This is a genomic window from Pontibacterium granulatum (assembly GCF_029961155.1).
Lineage (GTDB): Bacteria > Pseudomonadota > Gammaproteobacteria > Pseudomonadales > Balneatricaceae > Pontibacterium > Pontibacterium granulatum.
In genome coordinates this window covers 86,532-100,481 of record NZ_JASBRH010000005.1, presented here as the reverse complement: position 1 = coordinate 100,481, position 13,950 = coordinate 86,532, and the positions used below count along the sequence as shown (strand labels likewise).

The 13,950-nt window shown below is 53.1% G+C and carries 12 protein-coding genes; 9 read left to right on the top strand and 3 right to left on the bottom strand.

The annotated features are described in order from the left end of the window. Positions 1 to 227: 227 nt before the first annotated feature. The 4 genes from QKW35_RS06560 to QKW35_RS06545 all read left to right on the top strand — a co-directional run bounded on the left by QKW35_RS06560 (position 228) and on the right by QKW35_RS06545 (position 3,820). Complete coding sequence (locus QKW35_RS06560; protein ID WP_282351636.1) at positions 228 to 1,229, top strand: taurine ABC transporter substrate-binding protein; 1,002 nt, start codon at positions 228 to 230, stop codon at positions 1,227 to 1,229. 85 nt (positions 1,230 to 1,314) lie between these two features. Further along, complete coding sequence (locus QKW35_RS06555; protein ID WP_282351635.1) at positions 1,315 to 2,127, top strand: taurine ABC transporter ATP-binding protein; 813 nt, start codon at positions 1,315 to 1,317, stop codon at positions 2,125 to 2,127. A 3-nt stretch (positions 2,128 to 2,130) separates the two neighbouring features. Then, positions 2,131 to 2,988 carry an ABC transporter permease subunit gene (locus QKW35_RS06550; protein ID WP_282351634.1) on the top strand — a complete coding sequence of 286 codons (858 nt, stop codon included), beginning with the start codon at positions 2,131 to 2,133 and terminating at the stop codon, positions 2,986 to 2,988. Between the two features lie 358 nt (positions 2,989 to 3,346). Then, on the top strand, positions 3,347 to 3,820 hold the full coding sequence (locus tag QKW35_RS06545; protein WP_282351633.1) for an acyl-CoA thioesterase: 474 nt from the start codon (positions 3,347 to 3,349) through the stop codon (positions 3,818 to 3,820). A gap of 13 nt (positions 3,821 to 3,833) precedes the next feature. Here QKW35_RS06545 and QKW35_RS06540 read toward each other — a convergent pair whose 3' ends face one another. Beyond that, entirely contained in the window at positions 3,834 to 4,742 is a 909-nt protein-coding gene (locus QKW35_RS06540) for a LysR substrate-binding domain-containing protein (RefSeq protein ID WP_282351632.1), read from the bottom strand. A 21-nt stretch (positions 4,743 to 4,763) separates the two neighbouring features. Then, entirely contained in the window at positions 4,764 to 5,663 is a 900-nt protein-coding gene (locus tag QKW35_RS06535) for a LysR family transcriptional regulator (protein WP_282351630.1), read from the bottom strand. A gap of 134 nt (positions 5,664 to 5,797) precedes the next feature. Here QKW35_RS06535 and QKW35_RS06530 point away from each other — a divergent pair, with 134 nt between their 5' ends. After that, complete coding sequence (locus QKW35_RS06530; RefSeq protein WP_282351629.1) at positions 5,798 to 8,230, top strand: GcvT family protein; 2,433 nt, start codon at positions 5,798 to 5,800, stop codon at positions 8,228 to 8,230. 405 nt (positions 8,231 to 8,635) lie between these two features. Continuing rightward, on the top strand, positions 8,636 to 8,794 hold the full coding sequence (locus QKW35_RS06525) for a hypothetical protein (RefSeq protein WP_282351627.1): 159 nt from the start codon (positions 8,636 to 8,638) through the stop codon (positions 8,792 to 8,794). A gap of 84 nt (positions 8,795 to 8,878) precedes the next feature. Here the strand turns inward: QKW35_RS06525 and QKW35_RS06520 are convergent, their stop codons facing one another. Then, the gene (locus QKW35_RS06520) at positions 8,879 to 10,528 is read right to left on the bottom strand and encodes an electron transfer flavoprotein-ubiquinone oxidoreductase (protein WP_282351626.1); all 1,650 of its coding nucleotides are present in this window, start codon (positions 10,526 to 10,528) and stop codon (positions 8,879 to 8,881) included. Positions 10,529 to 10,878: 350 nt separating this feature from the next. Here QKW35_RS06520 and QKW35_RS06515 point away from each other — a divergent pair, with 350 nt between their 5' ends. The 3 genes from QKW35_RS06515 to glyA all read left to right on the top strand — a co-directional run bounded on the left by QKW35_RS06515 (position 10,879) and on the right by glyA (position 13,829). Next, positions 10,879 to 12,006: an aminotransferase class V-fold PLP-dependent enzyme gene (locus tag QKW35_RS06515; protein ID WP_282351625.1), complete on the top strand. Its 1,128-nt coding sequence runs from the start codon at positions 10,879 to 10,881 to the stop codon at positions 12,004 to 12,006. Between the two features lie 98 nt (positions 12,007 to 12,104). Further along, positions 12,105 to 12,560, top strand: a complete 456-nt coding sequence (locus tag QKW35_RS06510) for a GlcG/HbpS family heme-binding protein (protein WP_282351624.1) — start codon at positions 12,105 to 12,107, stop codon at positions 12,558 to 12,560. 15 nt (positions 12,561 to 12,575) lie between these two features. Beyond that, positions 12,576 to 13,829 carry a serine hydroxymethyltransferase gene (glyA, locus tag QKW35_RS06505; RefSeq protein ID WP_282351623.1) on the top strand — a complete coding sequence of 418 codons (1,254 nt, stop codon included), beginning with the start codon at positions 12,576 to 12,578 and terminating at the stop codon, positions 13,827 to 13,829. The last annotated feature ends 121 nt before the right edge of the window (positions 13,830 to 13,950 follow it).

Genomic DNA, 13,950 nt, shown 5'->3' with positions numbered 1-13,950 from the left:
AGCCAACTTCGGAAAGCAGCTATCGGTAACTCACCCATTCTCGACCCTGTCGGCAAAAAAACTAACTTGTTAGAAAAACTAACATCTGGGAAGAAATACTCAATTGTCCCCTTCCACTTTCCTCTGCAGTATCGAAAACAGGGCACGCAGTAACTCTCTCCACAGTTCGTCAAAACGGACTGAGCTATCTAACAATAAGAATTCGCACCTGCGATGAAGAGGTAAGTATGAAAGTGACCGTTACAAACATGTTCAAAGCCGCTGTTTTAACGTCAGCCACCGTTGCCGCCTCTGCGGCGATGGCCGCAGACAACCCTGATACGGTAACCGTAGGCTACTTCCTGGAATGGCCAACCGCGAACCAGATCGCACAGGTCGAAAAGACCTACGACAAAGAACTGGGCGTCAACATGGAATGGCGTGCGTTTGATTCCGGCACCGCGATGTCTGCAGCAATGGCATCCGGTGACGTAGACATGGCGTACTCCCAGGGTCTGGTACCGTTTACCGTGGCCGTGTCACAAGGCCTCCCTATCACCATGGTAGGCATTGCAGTGTCCTACGCCGAAAACGACAACTGTGTTGTGAGCAAAGCATCGGGCATCTCCAAAGCTAACGCGAAAGAGCTTGAAGGCAAGAAAGTCGCTGTACCGTTCGGCACCGTAGCGCACTACAAGATGCTGAAGGTCATGAGCCACCTGAATGTCAACAGTGAAAACGTTCATCTGCTGGATATGGCACCGGCTGATAGTGCCGCCGCTATTGCCCGTGGTGATGTTGCCATGGCCTGCGGATGGGGTGGTGCATTGCGTCGTATGAAAGAGTACGGCGATGTATTGATGACCGCGCGCGAACAGGAAAAGATCGGTATCCGTGTATTCGATGTGATCTCAGTAAATAACAAGTTCGCGAAGAAGCACCCGGAACTGGTAACCAAATTCCTGAAAGTCACCAACGATTCCAACCGCACCTTCCTGCAGAATCCTTCCAAGTACGAGCCGGTTATCGCAAAAGCAGCCGGTCTGAGCCTGGAAGCGTCCAACCAGGTACTGGCCCTGTTCGACTTCCCTCTGAAAGATGAGCAGGTATCCAGCGAATGGATGGGCGGTACCGTACAGCAGTACACCAAGGAGGTCGCAGACTTCTTCGTACTGCACAAGCAGATTCCAAAAGCTTTGCCTGATTACAGCGCAAGCATCGACAGCAGCTTCTACCAGAAAGTGAAGTAACACGCAGTCAACCTAACCTGTTGGGCCAATCGCTGCACACGTGCGGCCCAACATTATCCAAATCTTCTGGTTTAAGGATTTAGCTATGTCAGATCTTGTCGTGAATGACGTATCCATGGTGTTCGAAACACCAACTGGTGAACAGGTGCACGCACTGCACGATGTGTCCTTCTCTCTAAAGCAGGGCGAACTGTTATCGATCCTCGGCCCTTCCGGCTGCGGTAAGAGTACGTTGCTTAATATTATTGCGGGCTTCCTGGCACCGACCAAAGGTACGGTTTCGCTGGCTTCTACCGAGTTACATGGCCCGGGTTCCGATCGCGGCATGGTTTTCCAGCAAGGCGCTCTGTTTGAGTGGATGACCGTGGCGGAGAACATCGCCTTCGGTCCACAGATGAAAGGCACGCCGAAAGCGGAGATAGATGCCACCGTTAACCACCTGCTTGAAACTGTAGGTTTGCAGGATTTCGGCGACAAACCAATTTATGAGCTGTCAGGCGGTATGCAACAACGCGTTGCCCTCGCTCGCTGCCTTGCAAACGACCCGGACGTTATCCTGATGGATGAGCCTCTGGGGGCACTGGATGCGCTGACCCGTGAAAAGATGCAGAGCCTGGTGCTGAAGCTTTGGAAGGAGACCGGTAAGACCATCATCCTGATCACCCACAGTGTGGAGGAAGCACTCTTCCTGGGTGAGAAGCTGTTTGTGATGGCCCCACGTCCTGGTCGAATCAAGAAACAATATTCCCTGCCTTTTGCAGATGCAGGCCTGACCCAAAATCCGCGTGAGATTAAAGCCTCGCCCGACTTCATCAAAACCCGAGAAGAGATTCTGTCGATGATCTGGGAGATGGAGGAAGAGATTATGGGATTGGCAGCAACCGGCACAGGAGGTTAAGCAATGACTTTTCTTCAAACGTTAAAGATGAAAGCCGGTTTCGGCACCGACGGTTTAACCAAGCGTAAAACCGTGACTTTTGGCGATACCAGCGCCGTGGCCGATGGCCGTATGTGGAGTATCCTCTCCGTATTTGTACTGTCCGTTGCCTGGTATATGGGGAGCGCCCTGGAACTGGTGAACCCAATTTTCTGGCCGGCACCGTCCGCCGTATGGGAGCAGTTCACCTACATCTCCCAGGAGGGTTACCGTAATTTCTCTCTGTGGGAGCACATCTGGGCAAGCCTCTACCGAATCCTGGTGGGCTTTGCACTGGGCTGCCTGATCGGCATTCCGCTGGGATTTGCGATGGGGCTGTCTCAGCTGATGCGTGGTTGGTTCGACCCGATCGTCGAATTCTTCCGCCCTATTCCACCACTGGCGTTTATCCCACTGGTCATCATCTGGTCCGGCATCGGTGAACGCTCCAAGATCCTGCTGCTGTTCTTTGCTGCACTCTGGATCATGGTAATTGCGGCACGCGCGGGTGTAGGCAGCGTGAAACTGTCAAAGATCCACGCGGCATACTCGCTGGGCGCAACCCGAAAACAGATCCTGTACTATGTAATCCTGCCGAACTCCCTGCCGGAGATCTTTACCGGCATGCGTGTTGCGATGGGGATCTGCTGGGGCACCGTGGTTGCGGCCGAACTGGTTGCGGCAGAGTCCGGCGTCGGATTTATGATCATGGCGGCAAGTAAGTTCCTCGCGACGGATATCGTGGTGCTTGGGGTCATTATCGTCGGCCTGATTGGTTACGCGATCGATATCCTGATGCGTAAATTGGAAGCGAAGCTGATTCCGTGGAAAGGTAAGGCGTAATGCCTGCTTGAATGCTCCCACCGGGTTCCCGCGCTCTGCGTGGGAGCCTGTTTTAGTTTCTTCCCGCTCTACACCTTCCAATCACTTTGTAGGGCAGCCTTTGCGTCATCTTTGGTGATCAGGCTGCCGGTAGCCTAAAGGCTACCCTCCATCCCGTAGGTTGTGTCGAGCCATAGGCGATACCCAACACACATCATATTGATTTCGGCAAATGTTGGGTGTCGCTTCGCTCGACCCAACCTACACATAATAACCGCCTGGCGAAATCTACCACCCAATCTGACGATTCCCGCCACTGATCTTCCCCGGCCTTAAACGTACGATGGTAGAACACAGATCGTATTATCCAGGCCATCTCATGAACCTCATCTTCCGCATGCTCTACCTGCTTATTGCATCGGTTTTTAAACCAAGACTCTCCATCGAATATCCAAGTAACTGCCTCTCTATGCGCGTGCTACCTAACGATCTGGATATCAACCGCCATATGAACAACGGGCGTTACCTGACGATCTGCGACCTTTCACGCGTCGATATGTTTATCCGCACCGGCCTGGCGAAAACGATGATGAAGAAAGGTTGGATGCCCGTGATCTCTGAACACACCATGACTTATAAAAAGCCACTGGGTTTATTTCAGCGTTATGAGGTAAAGATGGAGATAATCGATTGGGACGAGAAGTTCTTCCACATGACTCACACCTTTTTGGTGGATGGACGCACCGTCGCGGCGGGTACGTCCAAGGGTTGTGTGGTCAGTAAGAAAGGAGTGATTCCACCCAACGAAGTGATGGACACCGTCAAGGCGCGCCTGGAGAAGATTGCAAGCTGATATCTGAAACGCCCTATCCCGCGCGCAACAGCGTCTTATCCGCCATGATCTGCCGGTAAAGCCAGTTGGAGAAGTAATTCACCTTCATGTCCGACAGCGTCCGTGACGGGCGTACAAGGTACCAGGCTCCAATCTCCGGCACTTTCATATCCACCGGCACCACCAACCTGTTGCCCGCGATATCGCCACTGGCGAAGAATGACTGCACAATCGCTACGCCATGGCCGGCGATAGCCGCCTCTAGCGCCAACTGGTGGTTGTCCCGTTCGCTCACGACGTTAATGTGGCTCTCATCGATACCCAAAGGTTTAAGCCACTCGGGCAAGTTATTGGGTGATTCTTTGATGCGCAGGAACGGTTTCTCCAGCAGTTCCATCACCGTCAGGTTTGGATTATCGGCGATCAGATCCGGGCTGCACACCGGTATCAACATCCCTTTAAACAGCGGCTGGTACATCAATCCCGGCGTGGTGGTTTCGCTGTAGATAATGCCAATATCCGCCGCGTTCGGCTCAAATTCCCAGTCGAAGTACGAACTGTACAAGGCAATATTGATATCGGGATACTGGTCGCGGAAATCCCCCAGACGCTGTACCAACCACCGGGATGCGATCCCCATATACACCTGAATCGACAGGTCACCTTTATCCGGATCACCAAAGATGCGGTAGGTGCTGCTTTCGATCATATTGAGCGCTTCACGAATTTCAACCACATACGCCGCCCCCACTTCGGTTAGCGCAATGGTACGTCCCAAGCGCTCAAACAGTGGCTGGCCGAGATCCTCTTCCAGGTTTTTGATCTGGTGGCTAACGGCGGAATGGGTCACATTCAGCTCTTTTGCAGCCTGCTGAAAACTCAGCAATCGTGCGGTAGCTTCAAACGCTCGTAGTGCATGCAGTGATGGTATATGCCGCTTCATCGTTATCTACCCGTTCCTTGCTTAGCGCAACTCGCTGTGTGCGCCACTTCCCAATATCCAGTCTTTAAAGATGCGTGAGGCATCTGACAGTTCTTTATCGTTCTGGTAACACAAATAATAGTTACCTTCGGTGTCGATGGTATCGACAAACGGGGCCACCAGCTGCTTGGCTAAAACGCCCTCCCCCATCAGTTCGTCATACATTAGACATACCCCAAAGCCGTTTGCAGCCATCGATACCGCAGTGGCGTGGCTGTCCATGTATTGATGCGACTGTTCATCCGGGGCCGCCAGTCCCATCTTCTCCATCCAGGCATTCCATCCCTGCGGTGTACCAATCACATCCAGCAACACCATGCTTTCGAGATCCGCCGGTTGCCTAACCCGTTTAGCATTGGCCACGGAGCAATAAGGCCTCAGTTTTGGTTTGACGAGTGGATGCGCAACAAACCCCGGCCAATTACCTGCACCGTAGCGAATCTCTAACTCAGCGGTGGAGATATCAAAATCCGTCGCCCAGTTTGTTCCCAACTGGCGAATGGTGATCTGCGGATAGATGGTGTTAAAACGCTGCATCCGCGGTGCAAGCCAAAGCACACCAAAGGCTGTATTCACATTAATTTCCACCACCGCCTGGTTCAGCGGCGTAAAGATCTGCGCGGCACCAATGTTCAGCTGACGCATACTGTCCTGCACCAAAGGCAGGAAGGAACGCCCCGCATCCGTTAGCTGAATAGTACGGTTCGCGCGCACAAACAGCTTCTGGTTCAAATGGTGCTCAAGCAGCTGTATTTGCTGGCTTACAGCCGATTGGCTCATGTTCAGCTCTTGCGCTGATAACGTAAAACTCAGACGTCGACCGGCCGCCTCAAAGGTACGCAACCAGTTTAGCTGTATGTTGTTGGTCAGCATTTCTTTCATTAGCTCACCTTATCTGAAAGCAATAAATATATCGTTTGTCGATGGTCGAATACATTCATAACATCGATAACCAAGTCCTTACAAGTGAACGACTGGGTTCACTCGACCTTTGGCTGAACGATGGGAATACATAAATGAAAAATAAAACTGACGTATTAATCATTGGCGGCGGCATTGCAGGTGTGAGTACGCTCTACCACCTGACTAAACTCGGCTGGAGCGACGTAATGCTCACCGAGAAGATTGAGCTGACCTCCGGTTCTACCTGGCACGCAGCGGGCAACCTGCCGCACTTCAGTAACAGCTACAACGTAATGAAGATGCAGCAGCACAGTATCGCGCTGTATGGGCGCCTGCAGGAAGAAACCGGTCAGCCAGTTGACCACCACCCGACCGGTGCAGTGCGTCTGGCCCACACCCAAGATCGCATGGATGAGTTCGAGCGTGTTGTCGCGATGTCCGACCTGGCAGGCCTGAACCTGGAGATGGTTTCCGTTGAGCGTCTGAAAGAACTTTACCCGTATCTGGATACGACCGGTCTGCTGGGTGGCATGTGGGATCCGGCCGACGGCCACATCGATCCAACCAGTGTGACCAACGCCATGGCTGCAGGTGCCCGCGCAGGCGGTGCGACTATCGTGCGCAGCAACCCGGTAACTGCTATTGAGCAGCAGGAAAACGGTCGTTGGCTGGTGACGACTGAAAAAGGTGTGATCGACGCAGGCATTATCGTCAACGCCGCCGGTTTCCGCGCCAACGAAGTGGCGGCGATGGTTGGCCATAAACTGCCAATGGCATCGATGGAGCACCAGTTCATTGTTACCGACAACATCCCGGAACTGGAAGAGCGCGACAAGATGCTGCCGATGCTGCGTGATCCGGATGTGTCCTACTACCTGCGTCAGGAAGGTAAAGGTTTCATCCTGGGACCGTACGAAAAAGGCGGTATCCCTTGGGCGGTAGACGGCGTACCGGCGGCATTCGGTCAGGAGCTGCTGCAACCGGACCTGGACCGTATCGAAGACATTATGTGTACCGCGATGGAGCAGGTCGAGCTGATCACCAAAGCGGGCATCAAGACCGTTGTTAACGGTCCAATCACCTACACCCCGGACGGCCACCCATTGATTGGCCCGGTTCACGGCTTCAAGAACTACTTCGTCTGTACCGGTTTTAACTTCGGTATCGTACAAGGCGGTGGCGCAGGTCACTTCATGTCCCAGTGGATCGTGAACGGTCACCCGGAACTGGATATTTGGGAGCTTGATCCTCGCCGCTTCGGTGACGACTACTCTGACAACAGCTTCTGCGTAGAAAAAGCCACCGAAGTTTACGCTAACGAGTACCAGTTGGGCTTCCCGAACGAATACGCGATGCGTCCAGCAAAGCGTGGTATCAAACAGGCACCGATCTACGAACGCCAGCGTCAGAAGAACGCCGTATTCGGTGCTTACTACGGTTGGGAGCGTGCAAGCTGGTTTGCCCCAGAAGGCATGGAACCGGTTGAACAACACAGTTTCCGCCGCGGTAACTGGTTTGAGCCGGTTGCGGCAGAGTGTCTCAATGTACAGAAGCACGTTGGCGTACTGGATCTGTCGCCGTTCACCAAGTTTGAGATTTCCGGTGAAGGTGCCCACGCATGGCTGGAATCGATCTCCCCTAATTGTATTCCGGTTGAGATAGGCGCCACCGCCCTTGCCCATCCACTCACCAATGAAGGCGGCGTAGCCTGGGAATTTTCCATCACCCGACTGCAAAATGGCAACTACTACATGATGGCGCCAGCAGTAGGCGAGCAGCTGATCGAAGACTGGCTGGTACAACGCCTGCCATCCGACAACAGTGTACAGCTGACCAACATCACCCGTGACTACGGCACGTTGGTACTGGCAGGCCCGGATGCACGTAAAGTACTGTCCAAGATCACCGATGCGGACCTGAGCAACGACGCATTCCCTTGGTTCACCGGCCAGGAGATCACTGTGGCTGGCGCACCGGTGCGTGCCCTGCGTATGAACTTCGTAGGTGAACTGGGCTGGGAGCTGCACCACCCGATCGAGCATCAGCTGGCGATCTACGACGCACTGATGGACGCCGGTAAAGAGTACAACATCTCCGACTTCGGCCTGCGCGCGATGGACTCCATGCGTCTTGAGAAAGGGTATCCAATGTGGGGCCACGACCTGATCACCGAATACACCGCGCTGGAAGCGAATCTGGGCTGGTTCGTAAAACTGGACAAAGGTGAATTCGAAGGCCGCGCGGCACTGGCGCTGCAGAAGGAGCAAGGTGTCAGCACCAAGCTTGTGTTGCTTGAGATCGACTCCACCGACGTGGACGCGTCTGTTGGCATGGAACCGGTCTATCTGGACGGTAAGGTTGTGGGCCAGTGCAGCTCCGGTGGTTACGGCCATCGCGTGCAGAAGAGCCTGGCGCTCGCATACATCAACGTTGACGCAATAGACGCAGAGCTAACGGTTAAGATCCTGGGTAACCACTACCCGGCGAAAGCGACCAAAGGCTGTGTCTACGATCCGAAGGGTGATCTGCTCAAATCGGATGCCTAATGTTCTGTCATAAGTAACTCCACGTTACCTTTGCCCGACCTCGTGTCGGGCTTTTTTATGCCTCCGATCTCAGCCCCCGACATGCGTTCAAGCTGCACCGCCATAGCGTTCACCCCCCCCCCAATTACAGCGGAAACAGCATCAAACCAGCGGCGCAATTCAACGCAGCTACTATCGACCCAATAACGATAACCTGGAAATCCCGGATAAAACGGTCTGTTCATGCTTTAACAGGAGACTGCATGGCCAAGCTGCCTATTAGTTTCCCATTCTTCTATGAACACAATCTCAGTAACTAAGTCTTATGCAGTATCCACACTTGGAGCCAGTGGGACTGTGCTTGAGAGCACTACATCCAGTCGTCATTTTCCCCCACGTGGTTCCCAAACATAAGCAGGAGGTAACATGGTTGCGTTCAGCATTGTTCTTATGGTTATCGGTATGTGCCTGGAGCTTGCAGGCCTGCTGGGTGCAGGCATGGATTGGACCTGGGGCGGTATCATACTGATACTGGCAGGTGGCATAGCCTGGGGCTTGTCAGGAAAAGATAGGTCCGGCGGATAACGCAATACTCGTTAATTAGACCGGTACATGTGAAGGGGAATTTGGTTGGGCCACAAGGTATGTGACCCAACCTGACCGACATTCTTACATATTCGGATAGTTAGGCCCGCCCGCCCCTTCAGGCGTTACCCACGTGATGTTCTGGGATGGGTCTTTGATATCGCAGGTTTTGCAGTGCAGGCAGTTCTGCGCGTTGATCTGGAAGCGAGAGCCGCCCTCATCCTCTACCACCTCATAGACGCCTGCCGGGCAGAAACGCTGCGCAGGCTCGGCATATAACGGCAGGTTTTTGGACAGCGGCAGATTCGCATCAGCAAGCTGCAGATGGCACGGCTGATCTTCTTCATGGTTGGTGTTTGATAGAAACACCGAGGACAGCTTATCAAAGCTGATCTTGCCGTCCGGCTTGCCGTAATCAATTGGTGTAAACTGATCAGCGGGTTTCAGCTGCGCAAAGTCTTCATGGTTATCGTGCAGTGTAATCGGCAGTTTGCCACCGAACAGGTTCTGATCGACAAAATTAAACGCACCGCCACCGATTGAACCAAACTTATGCAGTGCCGGACCAAAGTTACGGCTGCGGTACAGCTCATCGTACAACCAGGATTCCTTGAAGCGATCGGTATAATCCACCAGCTCTTTACCGCCCTCACAACCCGCGCTCAATGCATCAAAGATGCTTTCTGCGGCCAGCATGCCGGACTTCATCGCCGTGTGTGTGCCTTTGATCTTGGAGAAGTTGAGCGTACCTGCATCACAGCCCACCAGCAGACCACCCGGGAAAGTCATCTTCGGCAATGCATTCAAACCACCCTTGGTGATGGCACGTGCGCCATAAGAAACACGATTGCCGCCTTCCAGGTACTGGCGCAGCACGGGGTGGTGTTTCATACGCTGGAACTCATCAAATGGACTGACGTATGGGTTGTCATAGTTCAGGTCGACGATCAGGCCAACAACCACCTGATTGTTGTCGGTGTGATACAGGAAGAAGCCGCCACTGGTGTTGCCGCTGAGCGGCCAACCGGTACCATGAAGCACCAATCCAGGTTGATGTAATGCTGGATCAATATCCCATAACTCTTTGATACCCAAGCCATAGTGCTGTGCATCCGCTTCCGAACTGAGATCAAATTGGGTGTTCAGCTGCTTACCCAGATGACCACGACAGCCTTCGGAGAAGACGGTATATTTCGCCAGCAGCTCCATACCCGGCATGTAGCTGTCTTTCGGCGCACCATCCATACCTATACCCATATCACCGGTCGCAACTCCGCGTACGCTGCCGTCGTCGTTATACAGTACTTCAGACGCGGTAAAGCCAGGGAAAACTTCAACGCCCAACGCTTCCGCCTGCTCCGCCAACCAGCGGCATAGATTACCTACACTCGCGATATAGTTACCGTGGTTATGCATGGTTTTAGGCACAAGACCGTTTGGCAATTTCTGCGCCTTCTCTTCATCTTTCAGCAGGAAGATCTGGTCTTCGGTCACGGCTGTATTAAGAGGTGCACCGCGTTCCTTCCAATCAGGGAACAGCTCATCCAATGCAAGCGGCTCTACGACGGCACCTGACAATATATGCGCGCCTACTTCAGAGCCTTTCTCTACAACGCATACGGCCAGCTCCTGCTCAGCCTCCTGAGCTTTTTGCATCAGTCGACATGCGGTTGCCAGACCCGATGGCCCAGCCCCTACAATGACGACATCAAACTCCATCGCTTCACGTTCCATAATCCTCACCTCTTATTTTGATTATTCATATATGGATCTGTTGCTCGCGGCTCGCCCAGCAATATCGATCAAATTAGCCATTTTATAGTTACATGAAACCACAAAGTCAATTTTCATTTTAAAGCGCACTATTTGAAATTTTATTTCCTTCTAGCTAAATCAATCACTATATCGATCTCACGCATAAGCAGAGATAATGAATGCACCATAAAAATATCTATACCATTGTTTTTACAACATATTTTACACTTAAAATAAATGATCAAAAATCAGACAAAAGCTATTGCCATGAAATATTTATTGGTGCAGGATAAATGAAAATATATTATTTATTTTCATGGTGAACAAAAATGAACATCCTCAACACAAGCGTTGATCCGTCCGGTTTGCTCGAATACTCAGTGGTGTACACAGACCGCTCCCTCAACCATATGTCCCAGGCCTTCCAGTCTGTGATGAACGACATCTCCCGCACACTGAAAAGCGTTTACAACGCGCATTCGGCGGTTGTCGTTCCAGGCAGCGGTACCTTCGGTATGGAAGCAGTTGCACGTCAGTTCGCTACGAACAAGAAGTGTCTGGTTATTCGCAACGGCTGGTTCAGCTTCCGCTGGACGCAGATTCTCGAGATGGGTTCTATCCCTTCTGAGTGCACCGTAATGAAAGCGCGCCAGATTTCTGACCAAAGCACTGCTGCATTTGCCCCGGCAGCCATCGATGAAGTGGTTGCCACTATCCTGCGTGAAAAGCCTCAGGTTGTATTCGCCCCTCATGTGGAAACGTCCTCCGGCATGATCCTGCCCAATGATTACATTAGTGCCGTTGCCGATGCCGTGCACACGGTGGGCGGTCTGTTTGTTTTGGATTGCATCGCCTCCGGTGCAATGTGGGTCAACATGGAAGCCTGCGGCGTCGATGTACTGATCAGCGCCCCCCAAAAAGGCTGGAGCGGTTCCCCATGTTGCGCGCTGGTGATGATGAACATGGAAGCGCGAGAAGCGATCGAATCCACCGAAAGCAGCAGCTTTGCCTGCGACCTTAAAAAGTGGCTGCAGATCATGGAAACCTACGAAAAAGGCGCGCACGCTTACCACGCCACCATGCCAACCGATTCTCTCGCCCGTTTCGCCGATGTGATGCGTGAAACGGAAGAGTATGGTTTCGACAAACTGAAAGCCGCGCAGAGCGAACTGGGGCAGAAAGTACGCGCGGCACTGGCCGAACGCGGCATTCAGAGTGTGGCGGCACCAGGCTTTGAAGCACCCGGCGTTGTGGTGAGCTACACCCAGGATTCTTCCATTCATAACGGTCAGAAATTTGCTGCACAAGGCATGCAGATTGCGGCGGGTGTTCCACTTCAGTGTGATGAACCAGCCGACTTCAAAACCTTCCGTATCGGATTGTTTGGTCTCGACAAGCTATACGACGTCGATACCGCCGTGAACACCTTTACCCAGACTCTGGATCGCATTCTTTAAGCTCGTTCCGCTACGTCATGTTTACCCGGCGCGTACTGCGGGATGGTCGCGTACATGCCAGGTTCGCGTTTTCAAATAAAAATAAATGGTGAAAAACAATGAAAATGGCACCAAAACTTACACTCGACGATGCCAAAGTGATCATGCAGGCTTGTGTTGCCAAGGCTGAGGAGATTGATGTGGATATGGATATCGCCATTACCGACGACAGCGGTAATTTGTTGATGTTCCAACGCATGGACAACGCACGTATCACCAGCATCGATATCAGCATCGGAAAATCCTTTACCGCATCTGCCGCACGCAAGTCCACCCGCGCCTATGGCGAGATCAGCACACCGGGGAAACCGGCATTCGGTATCAACACCAGCAACCAGGGACGCTTCTCTATCGTTGCCGGTGGTCTGCCCCTGTTCGCAAACGAACAAATTGTGGGGGGCATCGGCTGCAGCTCCGGAACACCGGACCAGGACGAAATGGTTTCTCAGGCCGGCGTTGATGCCTTCCAGGAACTGATCGAATCCGAAAGCCAACCGATTCACGCGTGTAACTGATTAAAGGAGAGTCCGATGTTTAACAAGAATGATGATATCCAGGGTTACGACGACGCCCTCTGGGAAGCGATGCAGCTGGAAAGTACGCGTCAGGAAGAGCATATCGAACTGATCGCGTCTGAAAACTACACCAGCCCGCGCGTGATGAAGGCGCAGGGCTCTGTACTGACCAACAAGTACGCTGAAGGCTATCCGGCCAAACGTTACTACGGTGGCTGTGAACACGTGGATACTGTCGAGCAGCTGGCAATCGACCGTGCAGCTGAACTGTTCGGTGCGGATTACTGCAACGTTCAGCCCCACTCCGGTTCACAGGCAAACGCGGCCGTATACATGGCACTGTGCGAACCGGGCGATACGGTACTAGGTATGAGCCTGGCCCACGGTGGCCACCTGACCCACGGATCCAAAGTGAGCTTCTCCGGTAAAATCTACAACGCGGTTCAGTACGGCCTGAACGATGCAACCGGTGAGATCGACTACGACGAAGTGCAACGTCTGGCACAGGAACATAAACCGAAGATGATCGTAGCGGGTTTCTCCGCCTATTCCCGAATCGTCGACTGGCAGCGTTTCCGTGATATCGCCGACGCAGTGGGTGCGTACCTGTTCGTGGATATGGCGCACATCGCCGGTCTGGTTGCAGCGGGCCTGTACCCGTCTCCGGTCCCAATTGCCGATGTGGTAACCACCACTACCCACAAAACCCTGCGTGGGCCACGTGGCGGCCTGATCATGGCCAAGGCCAATTCTGAGATCGAGAAGAAGCTGAACTCAGCGGTATTCCCGGGTGGTCAGGGCGGCCCTTTGATGCACGTAATTGCGGCTAAAGCGGTCGCGTTTAAAGAAGCATTAGAACCAGCGTTCACCGAGTACCAGAAGCAGGTATTGGTAAACGCCCGCACCATGGCTGAGGTGTTTATCGAGCGCGGCTACGAAGTGGTATCTGGCGGCACCGACGACCACCTGTTCCTGCTGAGCCTGATTAAGCAAGGCATCACCGGTAAAGATGCGGATGCGGCACTGGGCCGTGCCAACATCACGGTCAACAAAAACTCGGTGCCAAACGATCCGAACTCTCCGTTTGTGACCAGTGGCCTGCGTATCGGCTCCCCCGCTGTAACCAGCCGAGGCTTCAAGATCGAACAGTGTCGCCAGCTCACCCACTGGATCTGCGACATCCTTGACGACATGGACAACCCGGATGTGATTGAAAACGTTAAGCAGCAAGTTACCGCCCTGTGCGCTGACTTCCCGGTTTACCGTTAAGCGATCCGCCTCACGGGTCTGTTTCCGACGGGCACCCGGAAACAGACACTCGTAAACTCATCCCGCAACACGGGTGCGACGTGCGCTCGTGGATGCAATATTAGGGAACCCGCGAATAAGT

Bases quoted from the DNA above. Each gene is read 5' to 3' on its own strand.
- QKW35_RS06560 (WP_282351636.1), top strand. From the start codon at position 228: ATGAAAGTGACCGTTACAAACATGTTCAAAGCCGCTGTTTTAACGTCA.
- QKW35_RS06555 (WP_282351635.1), top strand. From the start codon at position 1,315: ATGTCAGATCTTGTCGTGAATGACGTATCCATGGTGTTCGAAACACCA.
- QKW35_RS06550 (WP_282351634.1), top strand. From the start codon at position 2,131: ATGACTTTTCTTCAAACGTTAAAGATGAAAGCCGGTTTCGGCACCGAC.
- QKW35_RS06545 (WP_282351633.1), top strand. From the start codon at position 3,347: ATGAACCTCATCTTCCGCATGCTCTACCTGCTTATTGCATCGGTTTTT.
- QKW35_RS06540 (WP_282351632.1), bottom strand. From the start codon at position 4,742: ATGAAGCGGCATATACCATCACTGCATGCACTACGAGCGTTTGAAGCT.
- QKW35_RS06535 (WP_282351630.1), bottom strand. From the start codon at position 5,663: ATGAAAGAAATGCTGACCAACAACATACAGCTAAACTGGTTGCGTACC.
- QKW35_RS06530 (WP_282351629.1), top strand. From the start codon at position 5,798: ATGAAAAATAAAACTGACGTATTAATCATTGGCGGCGGCATTGCAGGT.
- QKW35_RS06525 (WP_282351627.1), top strand. From the start codon at position 8,636: ATGGTTGCGTTCAGCATTGTTCTTATGGTTATCGGTATGTGCCTGGAG.
- QKW35_RS06520 (WP_282351626.1), bottom strand. From the start codon at position 10,528: ATGGAACGTGAAGCGATGGAGTTTGATGTCGTCATTGTAGGGGCTGGG.
- QKW35_RS06515 (WP_282351625.1), top strand. From the start codon at position 10,879: ATGAACATCCTCAACACAAGCGTTGATCCGTCCGGTTTGCTCGAATAC.
- QKW35_RS06510 (WP_282351624.1), top strand. From the start codon at position 12,105: ATGAAAATGGCACCAAAACTTACACTCGACGATGCCAAAGTGATCATG.
- glyA (WP_282351623.1), top strand. From the start codon at position 12,576: ATGTTTAACAAGAATGATGATATCCAGGGTTACGACGACGCCCTCTGG.